At 40.8% G+C, this 25,736-nt stretch carries 22 protein-coding genes and 2 pseudogenes; 21 read left to right on the forward strand and 3 right to left on the reverse strand.

Annotated features, from left to right (window positions below; all coding sequences use genetic code 11):
- The first annotated feature begins 122 nt into the window (after nucleotides 1-122).
- The 3 genes from N4627_RS01745 to groL all read left to right on the forward strand — a co-directional run bounded on the left by N4627_RS01745 (nucleotide 123) and on the right by groL (nucleotide 2,927).
- Nucleotides 123-779 (forward strand): redox-sensing transcriptional repressor Rex, encoded by a 657-nt coding sequence (locus N4627_RS01745; protein WP_003717567.1) that lies wholly within the window; start codon nucleotides 123-125, stop codon nucleotides 777-779.
- A 178-nt stretch (nucleotides 780-957) separates the two neighbouring features.
- Nucleotides 958-1,242, forward strand: a complete 285-nt coding sequence (gene groES, locus N4627_RS01750; protein ID WP_040531580.1) for a co-chaperone GroES — start codon at nucleotides 958-960, stop codon at nucleotides 1,240-1,242.
- A gap of 53 nt (nucleotides 1,243-1,295) precedes the next feature.
- Nucleotides 1,296-2,927 (forward strand): chaperonin GroEL, encoded by a 1,632-nt coding sequence (gene groL, locus N4627_RS01755; protein ID WP_003717569.1) that lies wholly within the window; start codon nucleotides 1,296-1,298, stop codon nucleotides 2,925-2,927.
- 127 nt (nucleotides 2,928-3,054) lie between these two features.
- Here the strand turns inward: groL and N4627_RS01760 are convergent, their stop codons facing one another.
- Nucleotides 3,055-4,548 carry a glycosyltransferase gene (locus tag N4627_RS01760; protein WP_260964877.1) on the reverse strand — a complete coding sequence of 498 codons (1,494 nt, stop codon included), beginning with the start codon at nucleotides 4,546-4,548 and terminating at the stop codon, nucleotides 3,055-3,057.
- 27 nt (nucleotides 4,549-4,575) lie between these two features.
- A pseudogene (locus tag N4627_RS01765) lies at nucleotides 4,576-4,740 on the reverse strand (conjugated bile salt MFS transporter); the annotation flags it as partial.
- Nucleotides 4,741-4,981: 241 nt separating this feature from the next.
- Here N4627_RS01765 and N4627_RS01770 point away from each other — a divergent pair.
- From N4627_RS01770 to N4627_RS01780, 3 genes are all read left to right on the forward strand, one after another.
- Nucleotides 4,982-6,574 (forward strand): APC family permease, encoded by a 1,593-nt coding sequence (locus N4627_RS01770; RefSeq protein ID WP_098045451.1) that lies wholly within the window; start codon nucleotides 4,982-4,984, stop codon nucleotides 6,572-6,574.
- A gap of 126 nt (nucleotides 6,575-6,700) precedes the next feature.
- Complete coding sequence (locus N4627_RS01775; protein WP_260964878.1) at nucleotides 6,701-8,539, forward strand: APC family permease; 1,839 nt, start codon at nucleotides 6,701-6,703, stop codon at nucleotides 8,537-8,539.
- An 88-nt stretch (nucleotides 8,540-8,627) separates the two neighbouring features.
- Nucleotides 8,628-8,888 (forward strand): hypothetical protein, encoded by a 261-nt coding sequence (locus tag N4627_RS01780; protein WP_040531583.1) that lies wholly within the window; start codon nucleotides 8,628-8,630, stop codon nucleotides 8,886-8,888.
- On the opposite strand, the gene N4627_RS01785 is transcribed toward N4627_RS01780, so the two are convergent.
- On the reverse strand, nucleotides 8,885-9,526 hold the full coding sequence (locus N4627_RS01785) for a YigZ family protein (RefSeq protein WP_003717575.1): 642 nt from the start codon (nucleotides 9,524-9,526) through the stop codon (nucleotides 8,885-8,887). The genes N4627_RS01780 and N4627_RS01785 overlap by 4 nt on opposite strands.
- A gap of 64 nt (nucleotides 9,527-9,590) precedes the next feature.
- Between N4627_RS01785 and N4627_RS01790 the strand changes: the two genes are divergently transcribed.
- From N4627_RS01790 to N4627_RS01860, 15 genes and pseudogenes are all read left to right on the forward strand, one after another.
- Nucleotides 9,591-10,916: a DEAD/DEAH box helicase gene (locus tag N4627_RS01790; RefSeq protein WP_260964879.1), complete on the forward strand. Its 1,326-nt coding sequence runs from the start codon at nucleotides 9,591-9,593 to the stop codon at nucleotides 10,914-10,916.
- Complete coding sequence (locus tag N4627_RS01795) at nucleotides 10,909-11,586, forward strand: ComF family protein (RefSeq protein WP_003717577.1); 678 nt, start codon at nucleotides 10,909-10,911, stop codon at nucleotides 11,584-11,586. Before N4627_RS01790 ends, N4627_RS01795 begins: the two co-directional genes overlap by 8 nt.
- A 133-nt stretch (nucleotides 11,587-11,719) precedes the next feature.
- Entirely contained in the window at nucleotides 11,720-12,262 is a 543-nt protein-coding gene (gene hpf, locus N4627_RS01800; protein ID WP_040531589.1) for a ribosome hibernation-promoting factor, HPF/YfiA family, read from the forward strand.
- 209 nt (nucleotides 12,263-12,471) lie between these two features.
- A pseudogene (gene tnpA, locus N4627_RS01805) lies at nucleotides 12,472-12,935 on the forward strand (IS200/IS605 family transposase).
- 326 nt (nucleotides 12,936-13,261) lie between these two features.
- The gene (secA, locus tag N4627_RS01810) at nucleotides 13,262-15,625 is read left to right on the forward strand and encodes a preprotein translocase subunit SecA (protein WP_003717579.1); all 2,364 of its coding nucleotides are present in this window, start codon (nucleotides 13,262-13,264) and stop codon (nucleotides 15,623-15,625) included.
- A gap of 101 nt (nucleotides 15,626-15,726) precedes the next feature.
- A protein-coding gene (gene prfB / locus N4627_RS01815; protein WP_098045258.1) for a peptide chain release factor 2 occupies nucleotides 15,727-16,843 on the forward strand; the annotation gives its coding sequence in 2 pieces (ribosomal slippage) (nucleotides 15,727-15,798 and nucleotides 15,800-16,843; 1,116 coding nt in all).
- Nucleotides 16,844-16,901: 58 nt separating this feature from the next.
- Nucleotides 16,902-17,228, forward strand: coding sequence for a PspC domain-containing protein (locus N4627_RS01820; protein ID WP_003717582.1), 327 nt, complete (start codon nucleotides 16,902-16,904; stop codon nucleotides 17,226-17,228).
- Nucleotides 17,229-17,582, forward strand: a complete 354-nt coding sequence (locus tag N4627_RS01825; protein ID WP_003717583.1) for a phage holin family protein — start codon at nucleotides 17,229-17,231, stop codon at nucleotides 17,580-17,582. It abuts the gene before it with no gap.
- 16 nt (nucleotides 17,583-17,598) lie between these two features.
- Nucleotides 17,599-18,546 carry an HPr(Ser) kinase/phosphatase gene (gene hprK, locus N4627_RS01830; RefSeq protein ID WP_098045257.1) on the forward strand — a complete coding sequence of 316 codons (948 nt, stop codon included), beginning with the start codon at nucleotides 17,599-17,601 and terminating at the stop codon, nucleotides 18,544-18,546.
- Between the two features lie 4 nt (nucleotides 18,547-18,550).
- The gene (lgt, locus tag N4627_RS01835) at nucleotides 18,551-19,375 is read left to right on the forward strand and encodes a prolipoprotein diacylglyceryl transferase (RefSeq protein ID WP_098045256.1); all 825 of its coding nucleotides are present in this window, start codon (nucleotides 18,551-18,553) and stop codon (nucleotides 19,373-19,375) included.
- 26 nt (nucleotides 19,376-19,401) lie between these two features.
- Nucleotides 19,402-20,418, forward strand: a complete 1,017-nt coding sequence (locus N4627_RS01840; RefSeq protein ID WP_003717586.1) for an NAD(P)H-dependent glycerol-3-phosphate dehydrogenase — start codon at nucleotides 19,402-19,404, stop codon at nucleotides 20,416-20,418.
- A 65-nt stretch (nucleotides 20,419-20,483) separates the two neighbouring features.
- The gene (gene galU / locus N4627_RS01845; RefSeq protein ID WP_003717587.1) at nucleotides 20,484-21,386 is read left to right on the forward strand and encodes a UTP--glucose-1-phosphate uridylyltransferase GalU; all 903 of its coding nucleotides are present in this window, start codon (nucleotides 20,484-20,486) and stop codon (nucleotides 21,384-21,386) included.
- 227 nt (nucleotides 21,387-21,613) lie between these two features.
- Nucleotides 21,614-22,552, forward strand: a complete 939-nt coding sequence (gene trxB / locus N4627_RS01850; protein ID WP_003717588.1) for a thioredoxin-disulfide reductase — start codon at nucleotides 21,614-21,616, stop codon at nucleotides 22,550-22,552.
- A gap of 121 nt (nucleotides 22,553-22,673) precedes the next feature.
- Nucleotides 22,674-23,870, forward strand: a complete 1,197-nt coding sequence (locus N4627_RS01855) for a glycosyltransferase (RefSeq protein WP_158227468.1) — start codon at nucleotides 22,674-22,676, stop codon at nucleotides 23,868-23,870.
- Between the two features lie 100 nt (nucleotides 23,871-23,970).
- Nucleotides 23,971-25,698, forward strand: coding sequence for a phospho-sugar mutase (locus tag N4627_RS01860; protein ID WP_098045254.1), 1,728 nt, complete (start codon nucleotides 23,971-23,973; stop codon nucleotides 25,696-25,698).
- The last annotated feature ends 38 nt before the right edge of the window (nucleotides 25,699-25,736 follow it).

Below are 25,736 nucleotides of genomic sequence, written 5' to 3' on the forward strand. Positions count from 1 at the left end.
TGAGAGAGTTTGTTGCTAGAATAATAAGAGAATTGGATTTCACAAACTAGCAAAATTGAGTAGAAAATATAAGCTCACTAATGTTGAATAATATAAAAATATCGTAGGAGGAATAACAAAGAATGGCTACCAAGAAAATTCCTAAGGCAACGGCAAAGCGTTTACCAATTTATTACCGTTACCTTAGCGTACTATTAAGTGCAAATAAGCGACGGGTTTCATCAACGGAACTCTCAGAGGCGGTTCAGGTTGATTCCGCAACTATTCGTCGTGACTTTTCTTATTTTGGTGAATTGGGTAAGCGGGGCTATGGTTACGATGTTGAGAGCCTGTTGAATTTCTTCAAGGGGATCCTAAATCAGGATACTCTTACTAACGTGGCCCTTGTTGGAGTCGGTTCATTAGGGAGTGCGCTTCTTAACTATAATTTCCATCAAGATACTAACTTACGGATTAGCGCAGCGTTCGATACTAAGCCTGAATTAGCAAACACTGTAAAGAGCGGGATTCCAATTTATCCAGCAAGTGAAATGCAAAAGCAGATTAAAGAACAACAGATCGATGCCGTGATCTTGACTGTTCCAAGCTCAACTTCCCAAAAAGTTGCGGATCAATTAGTTAGTGTTGGGGTAAAGGGAATCTTGAACTTCACGCCCGTTCGTCTCTCAGTTCCAAAGAATGTTCAGGTTCAAAATATTGATTTGACAAATGAGCTCCAAACATTAATTTACTTCATCAAGAATTATGCTGAAAATAATCATGATGAAAAAACAAACTAAATTATAAAATCGTCGGTGGTTACGCTAAATGTAATTGCCGGCGACTTTTTAGTTAGCATCGTCTGAAAGGTATATTGGTTGCAATCAACTCTAAAAATGGTATAGTAGAAAATGTAATTAGCACTTGGAAGATGAGAGTGCTAAATTAACTTTTGATTATCAAAATGGAGGGATTAACGTGTTAAAACCATTAGGAGATCGCGTGGTTCTTAAAGCTGAAACTGAAGAAGAAAAGACAGTCGGTGGTATTGTTCTTGCTTCAAACGTTAAGGAAAAGCCAACAACAGGTAAGGTTATTGCTGTTGGTGCTGGCCGAACATTAGACAATGGTGAAAAGTTAGCACCAGCTGTTAAGGAAGGCGATCGGGTCCTCTTTGATAAGTACGCTGGAAATGAAGTTGAATACAACGGTGAGAAGTACCTCGTTGTTCATGAAAAGGATCTCGTAGCCGTAATCGACTAATTAGCAGGATTAATCAAAAACGTTACAGATTTTAATTTTGAGGTGAATAATATATGGCAAAAGAAATTAAGTTTTCTGAAGACGCCCGGAACGAAATGCTCCATGGTGTTGATAAGTTAGCAAATACTGTTAAGACTACTATGGGTCCAAAGGGACGGAATGTTGTCCTTGAACAAAGCTATGGCACACCAACCATTACTAATGATGGTGTCACAATTGCCAAGAGCATTGAATTGGAAAACCACTTTGAAAACATGGGGGCAAAGCTTGTTTCTGAAGTAGCTTCCAAGACTAACGATATTGCCGGTGATGGTACTACTACTGCTACTGTATTGACTCAAGCAATCGTTAATGCCGGAATGAAGAATGTTACTGCTGGTGCTAACCCAGTTGGTGTTCGTCGTGGAATTGACAAGGCTACTCGGGCAGCCGTTGAAGCTTTGAAGAAGATGTCACATGATGTTAAGACTAAGGACGACATTGCCCAAATTGCTTCCATTTCTGCTGACAACAAGGAAGTTGGTAAGTTGATTGCCGATGCCATGGAAAAGGTTGGTAATGATGGTGTTATCACCCTTGAAGACTCCCGTGGTGTTGATACAAGTGTTGACGTTGTTGAAGGGATGAGCTTCGACCGTGGTTACATGTCACAATACATGGTAACTGACAATGATAAGATGGAAGCTGATTTGGACAACCCATACATCCTGATCACCGATAAGAAGATCAGCAACATCCAAGACATTTTGCCACTTCTTCAATCAGTTGTTCAAGAAGGCCGTGCTCTCCTGATTATTGCCGATGACATTACTGGTGAAGCTCTTCCAACCCTTGTCTTGAACAAGATTCGTGGGACCTTTAATGTTGTTGCTGTTAAAGCTCCTGGCTTTGGTGACCGGCGGAAGGCTCAATTACAAGATATTGCTGTATTGACTGGCGGTACTGTTATTTCTGATGACCTTGGCATGAACTTGAAGGACGCTACTGTTGATCAATTAGGCCAAGCTAACAAGGTAACGGTTACTAAGGACAGCACTACAATTGTTGATGGTGCTGGTGCTAAGGAAGCCATCGCTGAACGGGTTGACCAAATTAAGCAAGCTATCAGTAAAGCAACCTCTGACTTTGACAAGGAAAAGCTTCAAGAACGTTTGGCAAAGCTTTCTGGTGGAGTTGCCGTTGTTCGTGTTGGTGCCGCAACTGAAACTGAAATGAAGGAAAAGAAGTACCGGATCGAGGATGCTTTGAACGCTACCCGGGCTGCTGTTCAAGAAGGATTTGTTCCTGGTGGTGGTACTGCATTAGTTAATGTTCTTCCAGCCTTGGATAAGGTTGAAGCAACTGGTGACGAGGCTACTGGTGTTCAAATCGTTAAGGCAGCTCTAGAAGCACCAGTTCGGCAAATTGCTGAAAATGCTGGTGTTGAAGGTTCAGTTATTGTTAACCAATTGAAGAGCGAAAAGCCAGGAATTGGTTACAATGCTGCTGACGGTAAGTTTGAAGACATGGTTGAAGCCGGAATTGTTGACCCAACTAAGGTTACCCGGTCTGCCCTTCAAAATGCCGCTTCAGTATCTGCATTGCTTCTTACAACTGAAGCCGTTGTTGCAGATAAGCCAGAACCAAAGGATAATCAAGCTCCTGCTGCACCACAAGGCGGTGCCGGCATGGGTGGCATGATGTAATTTCGCTAATCACAAATTAAATCTAATTAATTAAAAGACTGTCAGTCCTTTGTTATAGAATGAAAGGGCTGATAGTCTTTTTGCTTTAAAGCAGTTAATCCAATTTTTTGTAAGAAAAATTATTTAATTAAGCTTTTTTGAGAAAATCCTGCCATTTTTTAGCAACCTCGTTAAGGGAAAATTTAGCAGCGGCATGTTGAGCATTTTGTGTGTACCGATGAGATAATTCAGGATCAACCAGTAGTTGGCGCAAACTTTGGTAAAGGGCATCACAATCATTAGCCGGAATTAGTTCCCCGCTAATATTATTATCAATAATTTCAGTGGGACCATAGTTAATATCATAACTAATTGCTGGGCAACCATGCCCTTGCGCTTCTAATAGTGCCATGGCAAATCCTTCGTACTGACTTGTTAGAATTTCAGCTTGGGCAGTTTCGTAGACTCGAGTAAGATCATGTTGATAACCACAGAAATGGATGTAGTGATCAGCACCTTGGTTATTAATAATCTTTTTAAGTTCGTTCACTGTTTGATAATTATTCCAACCATCAGAATAGCCGTAAATATCTAGTTGTACTTTAGGGAAATCTTCATGAAGGCGGATGATAACGTTAATTAATTGATCAAGTTGTTTAACCTTTGTAAGACGGGCAACGGCAATAAAATGACCGACCTGCCGTTGGGTGGGTGGAATGCTTTTCTCAAGTTGTGTTTGGCTAAGGAAAGTTACCGGAATGGCGAAACTCATATTGGTATTGAAACGGCGACTGGCATCCATTGCTTCGCGTTTTGTTGATGAGATCAGTCCAGTTAGCTGTCCTTGATTTAGCATTTCATTAATGGGCTGGTAAATAGGTGAGATCTCACTGTTACTTTGTCCATCTTGGGTAAATGCAGAATGAAAAACTTGGTAGCGTCGCGGAGAGGTATGCATTAACCGAAAAGCGGCTAATGTCACGTCAGAACGATCATTAATTAATAATGCATCAGGATCGTTAGTAACTAGCTGATCAAGAAAGTATGCGCGAAATTCGTTTTGGTTATCAAACTGTAATTCTTGATTCTGATCAACTAATTGGATCAGAGTAAGAACGGGGATGTTTCCCTGACCACCACGATAATGATAAGTTATTTTGACCGCTCCTGACTGGTCATAGTATTGCCGACAAACTAGCCGGGCGCGATCTTCAAAGAATTCGGTATAAGTTTTGCATCCACAATCATAATAGTCACGCCGATCAGTAAACCCATACTGATCTAAATAATCGACATAGTAAAGACGATTATTATCTTGGTTAACTTTAATTCGCACTTTCCCATTGCGTTCAGCCTGGTTGCCTTTTACCTGATAACCTGGAACATTTAAAATTTGCTTAATAAGGGATTGATCGAAGCCTGGATCCATATGATAAGGAAGTCGTTGGTAAAATTGGAAAAGATTAATTACCCGTCCGCTAGTACCTAGCTTGTTTTCAGCATCAAGATGAGCAAAATTATAATACATGGTCACAATCTTGGCTGGTTGATGAAGGTAATCAAAAATTTGTAGTCGTTTAACTTGAGCTAGTTCAATCGCTGAAGTTTTGATGTCTTCACGGCTAGTGATGAAATAATTCATAATGACTCCTTTAGTTTTAGATTATTTTAACAAAAAAACTGGAAGTCTAGTACTAATTCCGAAAACAACGTAAGCTAATGCTGATAGGACGATCCCGATAATATACATCAGCTTAAAATTGAATTTTTCTAATCCCTTACCAATAAATGGCGAGGTGATTGAAGAAGCAACTGCGCCAAAGGTAAAAATCAACATGATTAATCAATTTTATTCTCCTCTCATCATTTCATTTGTGGCAATTATCATTTATATTATCGAGCTATTGCCTTAGTAAATTAATTAAAGCGGAGCGCTATTTTAAAATTAAAAAAATAAATAATAATTATATATTTATCAAATGATGCTTGTATTTTTTGATTTTGATAACAAAGTGTTAAAGTTAGTGGTATGATAAATTGTCTATTCAAAAGAAGAAGCTAACGGGAGAGAAAGCATGGATAAGTTGAAACGGCATAAAATTACGTTATTTTCCGGTGTAATGCTGGCACTGAATTCGTTGATCGGTTCTGGGTGGCTATTTGGTGCCGGGACCGCTGCTAAGGTTGCTGGACCGGCAGCAATTATTTCATGGATTATTGGTGCGGTTATTATAATCAGCATCGCCCTGACCTACGTTGAATTGGGGGCAATGTTTCCAGAAAGCGGTGGAATGAGTCGCTATGCACAATATAGTCACGGCTCGCTTCTCGGCTTTATTGCGGCTTGGGCTAACTGGATTTCATTGATTACTCTTGTCCCAATGGAAGCAGTTGCATCTGTTCAATATATGAGTTCATGGCCATGGTCATGGGCTAACTGGACTCATCACTTTGTTAGCGGGGGCAACGTTACTCCAATGGGGATGTTCGTTGTATTCATTTTTATGGTGATTTTTACCTTAATTAACTTTTGGTCTGTTAAATTAATGACTCGTTTCACCAATTTAATTTCAGTGTTTAAGATTCTATTACCGACTTTAACGATTGTAATGCTAATCATTAGTGGCTTTCATGCTGGGAACTTTGGCCATAATGTTCAGACGTTCATGCCATACGGGAGTCGTTCAATATTCGAAGCAGCAGCGGTATCCGGAATTATCATGTCGTATGATGCTTTCCAAACTGTCATTAATATGGGTGGCGAAATGGTTAATCCGCATAAGAATATTGTGCGGGGAGTCTTAATTTCGATGCTGATTACTGCTGCAATTTATATCATGCTTCAAGTAGCATTTATCGGTGCGATTAGTCCTGCGTCACTAGCAAAGAGTGGCTGGCATGGAATTAACTTTGCGTCACCATTTGCTGATATTGCAATTTTGCTGAGTTTGAACTGGTTAGCAATTCTCTTATACATGGATGCGTTTGTTTCACCATTTGGGACAGGGGTTGCGTTTGTAGCAACGGCATCACGAGCATTGGCCGCAATGACCCATACTGGACACTTGCCAAAATGGCTTGGCCGGTTGGAGCGTCGTTATATGATCCCACGATTTGCGATGGTTGCTGACTTGATTTTAGCCACGATTTTGGTAAACGTCTTCCGGAACTGGAGCTTGTTAGCAACGGTTATCACTGGCTCAACTCTGATTGCCTACTTAACTGGGCCGGTAACGGTTATTTCTTTACGAAAAATGGCACCAGAATTAAAACGGCCGTTTGCACCTAACTATATGAAGTGGCTGGCACCATTCGCGTTTGTGGTAACGGGGTTGGCAATTTATTGGACAATGTGGCCAACAACGATTCAGGTAATTTTTGTGATTGCACTTGGTCTACCGATTTATCTTTACTATGAATGGCGCTATCAAAAGACAAATTGGCGTCAGCAGCTGAGAAGTGCCGCATGGTTAATTTGTTATATGATTTTTATCTCCTTAATTTCTTATGCAGGGAGTGAGGGCTTCGGTGGTCAAAACTGGATCCCGTACCCATTTGATTTCATTGTGATTATTTTAGTTTCCTTATTCTTTTATGCTTGGGCAGTTAACAGTCGAATGACTAAAGTCGACCCGGCAGCCAAGAAAGTTAATGAGCGACTTAAATAAAAATGGACGGTTAATAGTAATTACGTCTTGTCTTAGCAATTGCAAAGAAGTTAAAATAATTGTATTATTGTTCAGTTATCCGAAATCGATTAAACGATTACATTCCATGAATATTGGGAGGATAGTATGTGGCGTTATATTAAACGAGTTTTAATTGGGAAACCTTTGAAAACTTTAGATGAGGGGCAAACTCACCTAACTAAATTTAAAGCATTAGCGATGCTGTCATCCGACGCAATTTCGTCAGTCGCTTATGGTCCAGAGCAGATTACTACGGTTTTAGTAACCTTGTCTGCGATGGCAATGTGGTATTCGATTCCGATTGCCGCAATCGTATTATTGCTGTTGCTAGCAATTACTCTTTCGTATCAGCAAATCATTCGTGCGTACCCAAGCGGTGGTGGTGCCTATGTTGTTGCTACCCGAAATTGGGGAAGCAATGGTGGATTGTTTGCCGGGGGATCGCTGTTAGTTGACTATATGTTAACCGTAGCGGTTTCTACAACATCAGGAGTAGAAGCGATTACTTCTGCAATCCCGGCACTTTACCGGTTCTCTGTTCCAATTGCAATCGTTATTGTTCTATTAATTATGTTCATGAACCTGCGGGGAATGAGTGAGAGTGCTAATTTCCTGACAATTCCGGTTTACTTTTTCGTAATTATGATTTCTGTAATGATCCTTTGGGGTGCTTACAATATCATCACGGGACAAGTTCATTATCAAGCACCTGCTGATTATGGAACTCCAGTTACGGGGATGACATTTGTACTGTTTGTTCGTGCATTCTCTGCTGGGTCATCTTCATTAACTGGGGTTGAAGCGGTAAGTAATGCTGTACCAAACTTTAATAAGCCAAAGGAAAAGAACGCTTCGGTTACTCTGGCAATTATGAGTACGATCCTGGCAATCTTCTTCATTGCCATTATCTTCTACGGTTTTTACTTTGGAATTGTCCCTAATAAACGGACTACCGTGCTTTCGCAAATTGGTTTTGCTGTATTTGGCGGCCATGGGATTGGCTTTTACCTTCTTCAATTATCAACGGCAATGATCCTTGCTGTTGCTGCTAATACTGGGTTTTCTGCTTTCCCAATTCTTGCTTTTAACATGGCTAAAGACAAGTACATGCCTCACGCATTCATGGATCGTGGGGATCGCTTAGGCTATTCTAACGGGATTATCTCGTTAGCAGTTGGCGCAATTATCCTGATTTTGATCTTCCATGGACAAACCAACATGTTAATTCCGCTTTATGCCGTTGGGGTCTTTGTTCCGTTCACACTGTCTCAATCCGGGATGATTATTCACTGGTTCCGTGAACGTGAAGGCTTCTGGTTAGGGAAAGCATTTATTAACCTTGTTGGTGCACTGATTTCGCTTGCGTTAGTTCTTGCATTATTCTGGCAGCACTTTGGCAATGTTTGGCCGTACCTAATTATCATGCCGTTATTGCTTTACATGTTTCATGCAATTCACCGTCACTACATTAAGGTTGCCAAGCAATTGCGGGTTGCCGAAAAGACAAAGGTGCAGTTACATGACTATGATGGCGCAACCGTCATTGTTCTAGTTGGGAACGTTACGCGAGTTACTCGGGGAGCAATTAACTATGCGCGTTCCATTGGTGATTACGTGATCGCAATGCACGTTTCGTTTGATGAAAATCCGGGCAAAGAGCACAAGACAGCTAATGAATTTAAGGCTGAATTTCCAGATGTTCGTTTTGTCGATATTCATTCGTCGTATCGGTCTATTGCTAAGCCAACTTTGCGGTTTGTGGACGTAATTGCTAAAAGAGCAGCTGCTCGTAACTATTCAACCACTGTCTTAGTTCCGCAATTTATCCCTAAGCACCCATGGCAGCTTGCCCTCCATAACCAGACGAGTGTTCGGCTACGGACGGTTCTTAATTCGCGTCAGAACATTGTTGTTGCAAGCTACAATTATCATTTACATGAGTAATGAATACTAATGAAGTTCAGGGCAGTTTTCAATGTTATACAAAAGTTAGCTTGAAATTTCCCGGGAAATTATTTGCGGGGTGGATAACGTGAGAAAAAGAAATATTGTCTTGGGCTTGCTGTTTGCTAGTGGCCTGTTCTTAATGGGCGGCTACAGTCTTGATCGGTTTGGCTTTCACTCTGATTTGATCGGGATACTAGGGACATTTCTCCTAATTGTTTCCTATATTGGCTTTAATTGGTCAAAATTAAAAAGTGGTGATCACAAAACAAAGGTGGTCACCACATGGGTTATTATTTTATTGCTGCTTATCGTTATTCTTAACGTAATTGAAGCAGTATTAAACTAGTCAGTAAGATATGGAATCTCGTGTTCGCGCGAGGTTCCTTTTTTGATCGTTAATTGATCGTTAAAGCGATCGATTAGTAACTTAGTAAAAGTATCAACTTTATCCTCATCAACATAGACGTTTGTTTGCACAGTAGCACTAAATTGCTCATCAGCAACCTCGATCTTGTATTCTTTTAGATAGTGGAGAAGTGAATCATGTTGTGCATAACTAACGGTGATTTCAAGAATAGCTTGAGTAACCAGTTGAACTAGTCCTGCTTTGTGGATTGCATTGGTAGTGGAGTTGCTATAGGCACGAATAAGTCCCCCAGCACCTAGCTTGATTCCGCCAAAATAACGGGTAACAACGGCAACTACATTATGGAGCTTAGCTAACTGAAGTGATTCTAAAATTGGTACTCCGGCTGTACCACTCGGCTCACCGTTGTCGCTTTCTCGTTGAATTTGGTCACGATCGCCGACCATGTAGGCATAGCAGTTGTGAGTTGCCTTTCTGTTTTCGGTACTAATTTGGTTAATAAATTGTTGGGCTGCTTCATCAGAGGTTACCCGGGCAATTGAACATATGAAACGAGATTTTTTGATGACCATCTCGTTGCTAGTGTTTTTAGCGATAGTGAGAAATGGTTCTGACATTAATTATTACTCCTTTGATGAATTCCTGATCTTTTTCCGTATTAACTTAATGGGAGGGACCAGAATGGATATTAGTGAATTATATGGGCGGCGAGTACTATGCCCTCAAATAGATCGATTACCAATTGAAAGTCAGCAAATTCAGACTTTACCAACATTGAAGGTAGGAGAAAAGACGATTACCTGTTTGCGCTGTGGAACGGTAACAAATAAGGGCGTTACTGAAATGCCTAATCGGCAATACTATTGCCCACAATGCGTTACATTAGGACGGGTTTCAACTCTTGATAAATTTTACCATGTTCCAGAACCAAATCAATTTGAAATTCCTGATCGCATTTTAACGTGGATGGGGCAACTTTCATCATTACAAACTAGGGTGTCGACAATGGTGAAAGAGCGAATGGATCAGCATTGTCACCAATTGTTATGGGCAGTTACTGGTGCAGGAAAGACGGAAATGATTTTTGCAGGAGTTGCTGCCGCGTTGAAACGGGGTGAGCGGGTAGCAATTGCGTCACCACGGGTTGATGTTTGTCTGGAACTATATCCTAGACTCCAAGCTGCTTTTGCTGATTTTCCAATTGCACTTCTTCATGGGAGAGCGCCACAGGAATATAAGTATCGTCAGCTGACAATTTGCACGACTCACCAGTTGTTACGCTTTTACCATGCCTTTGATAATTTAATTATTGACGAGGTTGATTCCTTCCCGTATGCTGCTAATTCGGCATTGCTTTTTGCTACTAAACAGGCCGTTAAAGAAAATGGCGGTATATTGTTCATGACCGCGACTCCCGGGAAAGAACTAGTCAGTCAAATTAACAAGAAAAAATTAATGGTTAGTTATCTTCCGCTCCGGTATCACGGGAACCTTCTTCCCCAAATTAAACTCTTTCTAACATTTGATTGGCGAAAACAGTTGCAACGAAGAAGACTCCCTAACAGACTCTTGAATGAATTGAAAAAGACGCTGGTCAATCATTGCTGCCTCCTATTTGTTCCCCATGTTTCAGATCTCCAACCAACTTTTTTATGCTTGCAAAAAATCTTAACTGATAAGAAATTTACTACCGTTCATGCTGCAGATCCTAAGCGACTTGAAAAGGTTCAGCAAATGCGAGAAGGAAAGTATGAATTCTTAATTACTACCTCAATTTTAGAACGTGGGGTTACTTTCCCGGAAATTGACGTTTTTGTTCTTGGTGCTGATGATCAGGTCTTTTCATCGTCGGCGCTAGTTCAAATTGCGGGACGGGCAGGACGTTCGGCTAGTCGCCCTACCGGCAAAGTGATGTTCTGGATTCAGTCATATAGTCGCCAAGTCCGGGAAGCTCAGCGACAAATTGCTTATATGAATCGGAAAGGTCGGCGGTTGCTTCATGGCTAATTGCTTGCTTTGTAACCATTCATTAACAAAAAAATTAACGATTAGTGAGATCATTTTTCCTGGGCCAATCAGAGAACAGGTAGTTTGCGATGATTGCTTTCAAAAATTTAATCGTTATTCTGATAAGGATGCTTGTCAAGGCTGCGGGCGTGAGAATGATGGGAATTTATGTGGTGATTGTCGAAGGTGGCAACAACAATATGGGTGGCATTTAAGCCACTACCCGATTTTCCATTATAACCAGGCAATGAGAGAGTTCATGCAACAGTATAAATTCCAAGGGCAGTATCATTTGCGGGCAGTTTTTCAACAATCACTACAAAAAGTAATTAACCAAATGGATTATGACTTTTTAGTTCCGATTCCCGTTACTAATCATACTATGAGAACACGAGGCTTTAATCAGGTGACGGGATTGATAGAAAACGTTCAGTATACGGAATTGATAAAACATCGTGAAAAGCAAAAAGTAGCCCAATCAAAGAAAGACCGTCAATCGCGGCTCAAAACTAAGCAGCCGTTCTTTCTTGATAAAGATATTAACTTGCGCGGGCGGAAGGTTCTCTTAGTTGATGATATTTACACCACCGGACGAACCTTATATCATGCTGCAGAACTTTGCTATCAGAATGGCTGTAAACGCGTACAAAGCCTTTCGCTTGCTCGTTAAAAAAATCTAAATATTCCCCTGATCTATTTGTTAAATAGTATTAACTACACTATAATATAATTAAGGATATGAGAAGAGTGGTCCTTCTGATACCAGATCAAGCAAATTGCTTGAACTGAAAGGAGAAATTACTATGTTAAAGTTCAATATTCGTGGTGAAAATATCGAAGTAACTGATTCAATTCGTGATTATGTGGTAAAGCGGATTAATAAGTTACAAAAGTTCTTCGAAGACAACGTAGAAGCAACTGCCCATGTGAACTTAAAAGTTTATCCTAACCGTACTTACAAGGTAGAAGTTACTATTCCGTTACCATACCTTACATTACGGGCCGAAGAAACTTCTAATGACATGTACGGTAGTGTTGACCTCGTTACCGATAAGCTTGAACGGCAAATTCGGAAGTACAAGACTAAGGTTAACCGGAAGTCACGTGAAAAGGGCTTCAAGAGCTTAGAATTTGTCCCAACCGATGACGATGCTGAAAGTCAAGATGACTTAAAGATTGTGCGGACAAAGCAAATCTCACTCAAACCAATGGATCCAGAAGAAGCTGTTCTCCAAATGGACATGCTTGGACATGACTTCTTTGTTTTCCAAGATGCTGAAACCGACGGAACCAGCATTGTTTACCGTCGTAAAGATGGCCGTTATGGTTTGATTGAAGCTGAATAATCAAATATAAGTGAGACTGGTGAAAAAACCAGTCTTTTTTATTAATGTCTTTAGACCTAGTTGAGCACGGGAGCGTAGCGAGTGTGCGAAACAAAAAACCACCTGCTTTGCGGGTGGGGGGATAAAAATTATATAAATAAAGACCTCTTTTGCCTTAAGATGTAGGTGTTCAAGCCAAAATCAAATAAGGGAAAAGAGGTTTTATAAATATGGCTAATAAACTAAATAGCTTAGCCCATACGAAGTGGTTATGTAAGTATCACATCGTATTCATTCCAAAGTATAGACGGAAAATAATTTACAATCAATATCGGAAAGACTTACGCGATTACATCAAATTATTATGTCAGTATAAAGGTGTAAGGATTGTTGAAGGTCACTTAATGCCTGACCATGTACATTTGTTAGTAAGTATTCCACCGAAGCTAAGCGTTTCGCAATTCATGGGATATTTAAAAGGCAAAAGCGCTTTGATGATGTTTGATCATCATGCTAATTTAAAATATAAATTTGGTAATCGTCATTTTGGGCAGAAGGATATTATGTCAGTACAGTGGGATTGAACGAATCCACCATTAAGAAATATATCCGAGACCAAGAAAAACATGATATGGTGGTAGATAAGTTAACCACTGTTGAATACTCCGACCATTTTAAGGGTAAGGTGAAGTAATACGAACACTGCTTAAAGCAGTAGCGAAGTAGTCAGAGCATTTTGGCTTGGACGAAGGAAAAGCCAGCGCCTTGAGACGCTGGCTTATCTTATCGGCTTTTAGCCGAAGAGCAAACCACCCGTTTCACGGGTGGTTATGATTTTAGTTGGTGTTTCAAGCAGCATCGTATTACCTAGACGCTTTTTACAGCTTCATACGCTACTGGCTCGCACTCTAATCCGAAACGTGTTAGAATATTAAGGTTAGAATATAAATTAAAATTGGCTTGAGTAGCTGCTAAATCTCAAGTTAAAATTTAAAAACGTTAATTAGGAAGGACGCTTTTATGGCTAACATTCTAAAAAAATGGATTGAAAGCGATCGTCGTGAACTGCGGCGGATTAATAAGATCGCTAATAAAGTTGAAAAATATGCTAAGCCAATGGCGGCACTATCAGATGATGAATTAAAAGCTAAGACTGATGAATTTCGTGCGCGCTATAAAAAAGGTGAAGATTTAGACCACATGTTACCGGAAGCCTTTGCGGTAGCTCGTGAGGGGGCAAAACGGGTCTTAGGGCTTTACCCATTCCATGTTCAAATTATGGGGGGAATCGTTCTTCATGAAGGTAATATTGCCGAAATGAAGACTGGTGAAGGTAAAACCTTGACCGCTACCATGCCTGTTTACTTAAACGCAATCAGTGGTAAGGGTGTTCACGTTATTACGGTTAACGAATACTTATCAAAACGTGATGCTACTGAAATGGGGCAGCTTTATAATTGGTTAGGCTGCAGTGTTGGTATCAATAATTCCGAGATGTCTCCTGACCAAAAGCGTGAAGCATATAAGGCAGACATTATGTATTCCACCAACAGTGAGATTGGATTCGACTATCTTCGTGATAACATGGCCGTTTATAAAGAAGACCAGGTACAACGGGGACTAAACTATGCCCTTGTTGATGAGGTGGATTCAATTTTGATTGATGAAGCGCGGACCCCATTGATTATTTCCGGTCCGGGAACAGGAACATCAAAGCTTTATAAGCAAACTGATCGGTTCGTTAAAACGTTAAAGAACGAGGTTGATTACAAGGTCGATCTTGAATCAAAGACGGTTGCCTTAACTGATGAAGGAATTCAAAAGGCTGAAAAGTACTTTAACTTGAAGAACCTGTATGATCCAGAAAATACTGCATTGACCCACCATTTGGATCAGGCATTACGTGCTAATTACATTATGCTTCGGGATAAGGATTACGTGGTTTCTGATGGTGAAGTTTTGATTGTTGATTCATTTACCGGACGGGTAATGCAGGGACGGCGGTTCTCTGATGGTCTTCACCAAGCAATTGAAGCTAAGGAAGGCGTTCAAATTCAGGAAGAGAACAAGACCATGGCTAACATTACTTACCAGAACTTGTTCCGGATGTACAACAAGCTTGCGGGGATGACTGGTACTGCTAAGACCGAGCAAGAAGAATTCCGTGAGATTTATAACATGGAAACAATCACCATCCCAACTAACAAGCCAGTTCAACGGAAAGACGAACCAGACTTGCTTTACCCTACATTGCAGAGTAAGTTTGCTGCGGTAGTTAAGCGGATCAAGAGTCTCCACGAAAAGGGACAGCCAATCCTAGTTGGTACCGTTGCCGTTGAAACTTCAGAATATCTTTCTCACTTGCTGGATCAAGAACATATTCCACATGTTGTTTTGAACGCGAAGAACCACGCAAAGGAAGCTGATATCATTAAAAATGCTGGTCAGCGAGGCGCGGTTACGATCGCAACGAACATGGCTGGACGGGGGACCGACATTAAGCTTGGCCCTGGTGTCCGTGAATTAGGCGGACTCGCAGTTATTGGTACCGAACGACATGAATCACGACGGATTGATAACCAGCTTCGGGGACGTTCTGGTCGACAGGGTGATCCAGGCCTTTCCCAATTCTACCTTTCCCTTGAGGACGACTTAATGAAGCGATTCGGTGGTGACCGGATCAAAGCCTTCCTGGAACGGATGAAAGTTGACGATGATGATGCGGTAATTAAGAGTCGGTTCTTAACTCACCAAGTTGAGTCAGCTCAAAAACGGGTTGAAGGGAATAACTATGACTCCCGGAAGAACGTTCTTCAATATGATGATGTAATGCGTGAACAACGGGAAATCATCTATAAAGAACGTCAGGAAATCATCACAGAAGATAAATCATTAAAGTGGGTCCTGATGCCTATCTTTAAGCGGACAATCCAACGAGAAGTTGAACAACATACTTTAGGTGATCGCAAGGATTGGGATCTTAAAGGAATTATTGATTTTGCGGAAGAAGTCATTGTTAAGCCGGATACAGTTACCGTTGCCGACTTGGCAGATAAGTCGCCACGACAGATGGTTGATTTCTTAATGGGATACGCTAAGCAGATCTACAAGGACAAGCAGAAGCAGCTTTATGATCCAGCTCAAATGCTTGAATTTGAAAAAGTTGTTCTCTTGCGGGTTGTTGACTCACACTGGACAGATCATATTGATGTGATGGATCAGTTCCGTCAATCTGTCGGTCTTCGTGGTTATGGTCAGTTGAATCCATTAGTTGAATATCAAACTGCTGGTTACCATATGTTTGAACAAATGATTGCGGATATCGAATACGAAACTACCCGACTCTTTATGAAGTCACAAATTCGGCAAAACGTTACCCGCTAATTGATAATTAAATATTGATAACTATCAAGGTACGGTAGCAGGTGGCCCCAAAGCGGTACCTGTTACCGTTTTGGTTTAAATTAAATATTGGAGGAACCATTTTGGAACTTAGTGAAGCAAAGAAAAAAGTAGAAGCAATGCAACAAGATGTTGCCCGCTTCGGGAGGTCTCTTTGACCTTGATGCTTTAGATGAAAGTATTGCAGAAAATGAACAAAAAATGGCTGAACCTGGTTTTTGGGACGATAATGTTGCAGCACAAAAAGTAATTAATGCAAATAATGAATTAAAGGATAAGCGCGATACTTTTGTAAAGCTCCGGGATAATATCGGTAATTTGCAAACGTCAATCGAGTTATTGGAACTGGAACCTGATGATGAGCTACAGAGTGAATTTGAAAAGTCGTTTGGTGAAACACAAAAAGAGCTAGAGCAGTATCGGTTAAATCAGTTGCTTGATGGCGAGTATGATGCTAAAAACGCAATTTTGGAAATTCATCCGGGAGCTGGAGGAACAGAAGCTCAGGACTGGGGAGCAATGTTGCTTCGGATGTACGTTCGTTGGGGTGAACAACATGGCTTTAATGTTGAAACTGCAAGCTATGAAGCAGGAGAAGAAGCCGGAATTAAAAGTGTTACCTTATTAATTAAGGGACACAATGCGTTTGGTTACTTAAGAAGTGAGAAAGGGGTTCACCGCCTTGTCCGGATTTCACCATTTGATGCGGCAGGCCGGCGACATACATCGTTTGCCTCAGTGGATGTAATGCCTGAACTTGATGAAAGTGTAAATATTGACATTGATCCTTCCGATCTTCGGGTTGATACTTTCCGTTCAAGCGGGGCTGGTGGTCAGCATATTAATAAGACGGAATCAGCAGTGCGGATTACTCACATTCCTACTGGGATTGTTACTTCTTCTCAAGCAGAACGATCGCAGTTGCAAAACCGGGTAACCGCAATGAACATGTTGAAATCGAAACTGTATGAATTAGAGGAAGAAAAGAAGGCAAAGAAGCGGGCTGAAATTGAAGGTGAACAGCTTGAAATTGGCTGGGGTTCCCAGATTCGCTCCTATGTTTTCCATCCTTATACTTTAGTTAAGGATAACCGGAGTGGTCATGAGACGCATAATGGGCAAGCAGTTATGGATGGTGATTTGGATCCGTTTATTAATGCCTATCTCCAATGGAAATTAAGCCAGAAGAATCCACAGTAAATCTAATTGCAGTTACCGGAAAAACACAGTAAGATTAAGCTATTAGGAGGGATGAATTATGTCAAAAAAGTTAACCCGATCCTACGATGATCGTTGGCTAGCTGGAGTCCTTAGCGGGTTTGCTAAGTATTTCAATACTAAGCCACTTTACTTGCGGATTGCCTATATCCTATTTACTGCAATTACCGGGATTGTTCCCGGGGTTATTGTTTACATTGTTTTATTGGCAATTATCCCGCCCGATCCAGCACATCCCGGAATTGCCGGTCTCTTTAAGACGTTTGCCGATTTGACGTCGACCCCGCAAAAGACACGGGATTCACAAGAAAGACGGCAATTAACTGATGTTGAAGAGAAAGATATAAAGAAGAATGGACGGTCGTAGATGGAATTTATTAAGCGTGTAATAATAGATACAATTCTCTTTATTGCATTAGCCGGTCTCTTTTCGCGGACTGGAATGTTCTATGTCAATAGTGTGGGAACTGCCCTGTTAGCAAGTGCTGTTTTAGCAGTGTTGAATGTATTAGTAAAACCAATTTTATTAATACTATCGTTGCCCATTAATGTGCTTACCTTAGGATTGTTTAGTATTGTGATTAATGCTTTGATGCTACAATTAACATCATCTTTTGTCGGATCATTTTATTTTCACTTCTCATCCTTTGGCTCAGCAATGTTGATTGCAATTGTTATGTCGATTTGCAATGTGATTATTTCCGATCACATTAATAATTAGTGAAGGAGTGGAAATAGTGGCAGATCATATTACCGTTAAAGAACTTGTTGATAATGTTCGATTAAAAGTTTTACAGGGTGAAGAATATCTTCAACGACCAATTACTACTAGTGATATTTCGCGGCCGGCCCTTGAATTTGCTGGTTATTTTAAACACTATCCAGCAATGCGGATTCAATTATTAGGGATTACTGAAACGTCCTTTGCCAAGGATCTAACTCACGAAAAACGGGAGAAGTATTTAACAAAAATGTGTGCTCCCCAAACACCGTGCTTTGTTATTTCAACTAACTTACCAATTCCTGCAGAACTGCAAGTTGCAGCTAAGAATGCCAAAATTCCAATTTTAGGAACCCACTTAACGTCATCACAAATTTTAAGTAACATGACTTCCTACCTTCTTGGTCGACTAGCACCGCGCCAGTCTTTACACGGTGTTCTTGTCGATATTAATGGTGTTGGGGTCTTAATTACTGGTGATTCTGGAGTCGGGAAGAGTGAAACTGCTCTTGAATTAGTTCGTCGGGGTCACCGTCTAGTAGCTGATGACCGGGTTGAAGTATATGCTCGAGATGAACAGACCCTTGTTGGTAAGGCACCAGCAATTTTAAAGCACCTTATGGAAATTCGGGGTATCGGAATTATTGATGTTTCTACTCTTTACGGAACCGGAGCAATTATGCCAAGTGATGTCATTAACCTAATCGTTCACTTGGAAACGTGGACTCCAGATGTTCAGTTTGACCGGTTAGGTGATCGGGGTGATAAGCAGACAATTCAAGGTGTAATTGTTCCTAAAGTTTCTGTCCCCGTTAAGACTGGGCGGAATTTGGCAATTATCATTGAATCTGCTGCAATGAACTACCGGGCAGAAACAATGGGGTATGATGCTACCAAGACCTTCGATGATAATTTGAACCGGTTAATTAAGCAAAATTCTGCACGGGATACAAAGGAAAAGTAAAGTAATGATTAATTTAAGCTTACCGCTTCTGGCATTTAATCCAATTGCCTTCAATCTTGGACCAATTCAAGTTCACTGGTACGGAATTATTATTGCGACTAGTGTTGTTCTCGCATTGATCCTTTCAGTGCGTGAGGGCCGACGACGAGGCATCAATGAAGATTACTTCTATGATTACCTTTTATGGGCGCTACCGATTGCGGTTATTTGCGCGCGGTTCTATTATGTTATTTTTCAGTGGGGTTACTATTCACATCATCCTGCAGAAATTATTGCAATTTGGGATGGTGGAATTGCAATCTATGGAGCGATTCTTGGTGGAATCCTCACACTATACTTTTTCTGTCGTGTCCGGCAAATTTCGATGTGGACAATGATGGATGTTATTTCGCCAACGTTAATTATGGCGCAGGGAATTGGCCGCTGGGGAAACTTCATGAATCAAGAAGCATTCGGGGCAATTACTAGCCGTGCAGCATTGATTAGTCAGCATCTACCAATGTGGATTATTAACCAAATGGATATTGGAAATCATTATCGCATACCGACTTTCTTATATGAGTCGCTATGGGATCTTGTTGGCTTTGCTTTATTAATGCTTTTGCGTCACCGTCACCACCTATTTAAGCGGGGTGAAGTTTTCTTGACCTATGTTATGTGGTATTCCGTGGGCCGCTTCTTTATTGAAGGGATGCGGACAGATAGTTTAATGATTGGTAATACGCTGCGAGTGTCACAGATATTATCATTGATCTTTTTTGTTGGGGCACTAATTACCTTAATCGTCAGAAGGCAACGGACAAATCTTCCGTGGTATGTAAATCAATAAGTTTAATTTGTTAAAGGAGAATAATTATGGCTGAACAAATTGCAGTTTTAGGAGCAGGTTCGTGGGGAAGTACATTGGCAAATATGTTGGTTGAAAACGGTCATGACGTTAAGCTGTGGTCGCGTAATCAAGAACAGGTTGACCAATTAAATAATGAACACGTAAATCCTCATTACATGAAGGATCTTGTTTATTCAGACAAGCTAGTGGCAACTACTGACATGGCAGAAGCCGTTAAAGGGGCCCAAGTTGTTTTAATTGTTATTCCAACTAAGGGACTTCGCCAGGTAGCGGGCCAACTTAATAAAATTCTGGAACAGAACAATCAACGGCCATTAATTGTTCATGCTACTAAGGGGTTGGAACAAAATACTTATAAGCGCCCTTCTGAAATGCTGATGGAAGAAATAAATGAAGAAAATCGGCGAGACATCGTTGTTCTGTCTGGTCCTAGTCATGCCGAAGATGTTGCAATTAAGGATATGACTGCTGTAACCGCTGCATGTGCTAACATCAATGATGCGGATAAAATTCAGAAGCTTTTCAGCAACAATTATTTCCGGGTTTACACGAACAATGACGTCATTGGTGCAGAATTCGGTGCTGCCCTGAAAAACATCATTGCAATTGGTGCAGGGGCACTTCAAGGGCTCGGTTACCATGACAATGCTCGTGCTGCATTAATTACTCGGGGACTTGCTGAAATTCGGCGTCTTGGTGTAGCGTTTGGTGCTAATCCGATGACCTTTATTGGCCTTTCTGGTGTTGGTGACCTTGTCGTTACCGCAACCAGTAAGAATTCTCGAAACTGGCGTGCAGGTTATCAATTAGGTCAGGGGAGAAAGCTTGATGATGTAATTGAACATATGGGAATGGTAATTGAAGGGGTATATACTACCAAAGCGGCTCACGAACTAAGTCTCAAGCGTCAGGTTAAGATGCCAATTACTGATGCCCTATACCGGGTTCTGTATGAGGGCGAGGACATTAAAAACGCAATTTCCCAGCTGATGAGCCGAGATCTTACTTCAGAAATTGAATAAGTATGGTAAAATGCATACAGTAGAGATTGAGAATTAAAATAATCTCATGGAAAGGGTTTATTATTATGAAACGCGTACGTAAAGCAATTATTCCTGCTGCTGGTTTGGGGACTCGTTTTCTTCCAGCAACAAAAGCTTTAGCAAAGGAAATGCTACCAATCGTTGATAAGCCAACGATTCAATTTATTGTTGAGGAAGCTCGGAAGTCTGGGATTGAAGATATTGTTGTTGTTGATGGCAAGAACAAGCGCTCAATTGAAGATCACTTTGATTCTAACCCAGAACTTGAAGATAATTTACGGGCTAAGCACAAGAATGAAATGTTGAAGTTAGTTGAAGAAACAACTGACATTAACATTTACTTCATTCGTCAATCACACCCACGTGGCCTTGGGGATGCTGTCTTAACAGCTCGTGATTTTATTGGTGATGAACCATTTGTTGTAATGTTAGGTGATGACTTGAACAACATTAACAATGATGGTGAACCATTAACTAAGCAATTGATCGAAAGTTATGAACAAACTGGCGCATCAACCCTTGCTGTTATGCGGGTACCACATGAAGATACTGCTAAATATGGTGTTATTAATCCAAGCAAGGAAGTTACACCAGGCCTCTTTAACGTTACTAGCTTTGTTGAAAAGCCAGATCCAAAGAAGGCGCCAAGTGACCTAGCAATCATTGGTCGGTATGTCTTTACCCCAGAAATCTTTGATGTTTTAGCAAAGACTAAGCCTGGTAAGGGTGGCGAAATTCAATTAACTGATGCAATTGATACCCTTAACCAAACTCAACGGGTCTTCGCTCGTGAATACATGGGTGACCGTTATGATGTTGGTAACAAGTTCGGCTGGGTTAAGACTAACATCGAATATGGTCTGAAGCACCCACAAGTTAAGGATGAACTTCGTCAATACATCAAAGAACTCGGCACCAAATTCGAGGCTGAGGATAAGAAAAAGTAGAACGTGAGCAGGTTTAAAAGAGCCTGTAAGACATAGTAGCAGGTGAACGTCTTTAGTCACGGCTGCAGTAGAAAGGATGCTTAAATTCCGGTAATTGGATTTAAGTATCTTTTTTTGCTTAAAGCACGCCTTACTACTTATAAAAAGTAAGCATAATGATAGACAATAACAGTGAAACAAGTTATTATGAATAATAATTAAATTGTGGATTAAGGAGGAGCTTTAAAATGGCTAACAAGGACCGTTATGACGTAGTAGTAATCGGTGCTGGTCCCGGTGGAATGACTGCAGCAATGTATGCTTCCCGGGCTAACTTATCCGTCTTAATGCTCGATCGGGGAATTTATGGCGGTAATTTGAATAATACGGCAACGATCGAAAACTATACTGGTTTTAAGAGTATTAAAGGACCAGAGCTTGCTCAACAGATGTACGATGGTTCGATTCAATTTGGTGCTGAATATGCCTATGGAACTGTGACTAACGTTGAAGTAAATGCTGATGGGACTAAAACGGTTTCCACTGATATGGATGAGCAATTTGTTGCTAAGGCAATTGTAATTGCAACGGGATCTGAGCAGCGTCACTTAGGAGTTCCTGGTGAAGAAGAATTTAGCGGTCGTGGTGTTTCATATTGTGCTGTTTGTGATGGTGCATTCTTTAAGGATAAGCCACTGATCGTTGTCGGCGGTGGTGATTCTGCTGTTGAAGAGGGAATGTACCTTGCTAATTTAGCATCCCAAGTAACGGTTTTAGTCCGTAGCGATAAACTTCGCGCACAACCAATGCTCCAGGACGAAGCAATGAAAAACGATAAGATGAAGTTTATCTTTAATACTAGTGTAACTGAGATTGTCGGTAATGATACAAAGGTTACCGGTGTCAAAACTCACAACAACCAAACTGGTGAAGATGGTACTATGGATGCAGACGGAATCTTTATTTATGTTGGTAACGTGCCGATGACAAAGCAGTTTGCATCATTAGGCATTCTTGACGATGCTGGCTGGGTTAAAACTGATAACACAATGAAGACAGCGGTTCCCGGGATCTTTGCTGTTGGTGATGTTCGTGAAACACCATTACGGCAGATCGCAACAGCTGTTGGTGATGGTTCAATTGCTGGACAACAGGTCTACCAATATATTCAATCATTAGAAAAGTAAATAAGTTAATCACGGGGGGAACGTGGCAGAAGCCGAGTAAGACTTATGTCACCCCTCTTTTTTATTTTCTTTTTAAAGCTAAAAGGGTATAGTTATGTTGAATAAAAGGAGGAGCACTAAGATGTCAGCACCAGTAATCGCAATGCAATGTAACTATGCGTATCTTGATAAATTATTTACTAGTTTGAAATCACTTCTTTACCATAATAACGGTTTGAAAATTTATATTTTGAATCCTGATATTCCTCAGGAGTGGTTTAAAAATGTTAATCAGCAATTGAGTTCAATTGGCGATAATATAATTGACTTGAAAGTGGATCAGTCGGGTTTCGGTGATAGCCAAATTTCATTTAGTAATCGTTTAAACACGATGACGTTTAATAAGTTATTGTTGCCAAGGCTTTTGCCGGAAGAAAAGGTGCTGTACTTAGATAGTGATGTAATTATTAACCATTCAATAACGGCTTTACTTAATCTTGATTTCTCTGAACCATTAGCTGCGGTTAAGGATCTTAATTCTCCAGACAGTGAAATTAATGCTGGAGTGGTGTATTTTAATAATCCGGTAATTAATCAGCACCCGAAAATTGTTGATCAATTATTACCTGCTAGCAAACAACCTGGATTAAAGAATGCTGATCAATCAGTTTTGAGTAACTTCTTTTACCACCAGGCTAAATTTTTGCCCCGCACCTATAATTATGAAGTTGGGGTAGAAGGCTATGCGGTCTATCATCACATTGACCGTATAATTAGTGAACTAGCGCGAATCAGCGATCCGGCAATTATTCACTTCGATTCTGACGACAAGCCTTGGAATTTACTCTCGACAGTTCGCTACCGTGAATTGTGGTGGTACTATAACGGGATGAGTATTCGGGATATTATTGATCACGTTACTTTAGGGACAAATAAGCCACGATGGTCAAAACTCCGTGGTCCACTATTTTGCTTAACGAATAGCCAAGACTTTAGCCATTTGACCGAACTGGTGACTACTTTATCAGATTACCAATTTGAAATTGCTGCGCGAACTTCAATGGGACCTAAGCTAGTGTCACTCTTAAAGTACCCTAATGTTCGTTTATATCAGGGAATCCTTCCACAGGTAATGGCAGATCGTCTTAATTGTGCGAAAGCCTATCTTGATGTTAATCAGGGGATGAAGGACACCAAAGTAATTAGACAGTTTCTTGAAAGCGGGAAACCGGTTCTTGCATTTAATAATACGATGAGTATGGCCGGAAACGACCAGTACTTAGTCTTTGCTGATGATCAAGTAAAAAAGATGGCAGACTGGATTCGGACGATCGATTAGGTGGAGTAAAACTTTAGTAAAACAATGAAGTAAACGAACACAGCTGCCTGATAATGAGTTATACTGATAGCAGATTATGAGAAACAAAGGAGCAATTTTGATGAGCTGGAAAGATACTTACCAAGTTTGGAAAGACCGGACTGATCTTGAACCAAAATTAAAGAAAGAATTAGCTGCAATGCATGATGATAAGGAAATTGAAGATGCATTTTACGCACCAATGTCTTTCGGTACTGCCGGGATGCGGGGATTGATGGGCCCTGGAATTAACCGGATGAATGTTTATACCGTTCGTCAAGCAACTGAAGGTTTGGCAACGTTGATGGATTCCTTGGGGGATGAAATCAAGAAGCGTGGGGTTGCAATTAGCTATGATTCTCGTCATAATTCACGCCAGTTTGCTCACGATTCAGCACGAGTACTAGGTGCTCACGGAATTAAAGTTTACATTTACGATAATTTACGGCCAACACCAGAATTGTCATTTGCTGTTCGTCATTTACATACTTATGCTGGGATCATGATTACGGCTAGTCACAATCCTAAAGAATACAATGGCTACAAAATTTATGGTGAAGATGGTGGTCAAATGCCACCAAAGGAATCTGACATGATGACTGGCTATATCCGGAAGATTACCGATATTTTTGGCATCAAATTAGCTGATGAACAAGAATTATTGGACAACGGAACGGAAACAATTATTGGTGAAGATGTGGATGCTGCATACTTGGCCGATGCAAAGAGCGTTACCGTTAATCCGGATTTGGCAAAGGAATATGGTAAGGACATGAAGTTTGTCTTTACGCCATTATGCGGTACCGGTCGGATGCTTGGTGAACGAGCATTACGTCAAGCTGGCTTTACTAACTTCACAATCGAACCAACCGAAGCACAACCAAATGGTGATTTCCCTGGTTTGGAACACCCTAATCCAGAATTCCCAGAAGCATTTGTTCGTTCCATTAAGTTAGGTAAAGAAATTGATGCAGATGTTCTAATTGCTACTGATCCTGATGCGGATCGTCTTGGCTGTGCAGTTCGTCAACCAAATGGCGAATACCAATTGCTGACTGGTAACCAAATTGCCTCAATCATGTTGGCTTACATTCTTGAAGCCCACAAACAAGCAGGTACCTTGCCAAAGAATGCTGCTGCTGTAAAATCAATTGTTTCAACTAACTTTGCTGCTAAGATTGCCGAAAGTTACGGTGTTGAAATGATTAATGTTTTAACCGGCTTTAAGTGGATTGCTGACCAAATTCACCAATATGAAACGGGGAAGGCTGACCACACGTTCATGTTCGGCTTTGAAGAAAGTTACGGTTACCTCATTAAGCCATTTGTCCGTGATAAGGATGCTATTCAATCATTAACCTTACTGGCTGAAGTTGCCGCTTATTACAGAAGCCGGAAGATGACATTGTATGATGGCCTTCAAGAATTGTTCAAGAAGTATGGTTACTTCCGTGAAAAGACAGTTGCTAACATGTACCCAGGCGTTGATGGCCCAGCTAAGATTCAAGGCCTGATGAAGAAGTTCCGTGAAGAAGCACCAACCGACTTCGCTGGACACAAGGTAATGGTAACTGAAGACTTCTCTAAGGGAACAAAGACAACTGCTGACGGCCAAGTTAGTGAACTTGGAATTCCTGAATCAAATGTTCTTCGTTACATTCTTGATGACGAGACCTGGATTGCTATTCGGCCATCAGGTACTGAACCAAAATTGAAGTTCTATATCGGTACTAGTGCCCCATCACTTGATGAAGCTAACTCTAAGCTAGCTGCTTTTGAAAAGGCATTGAAGGAGTTTGCCGAAGAATAGTTTTAGTGATATAGGAAATTAAAGAGAAAAAGTCGCCC

Origin of the sequence: Limosilactobacillus vaginalis, from assembly GCF_025311515.1 — a bacterium.
Classification (GTDB): domain Bacteria; phylum Bacillota; class Bacilli; order Lactobacillales; family Lactobacillaceae; genus Limosilactobacillus; species Limosilactobacillus vaginalis.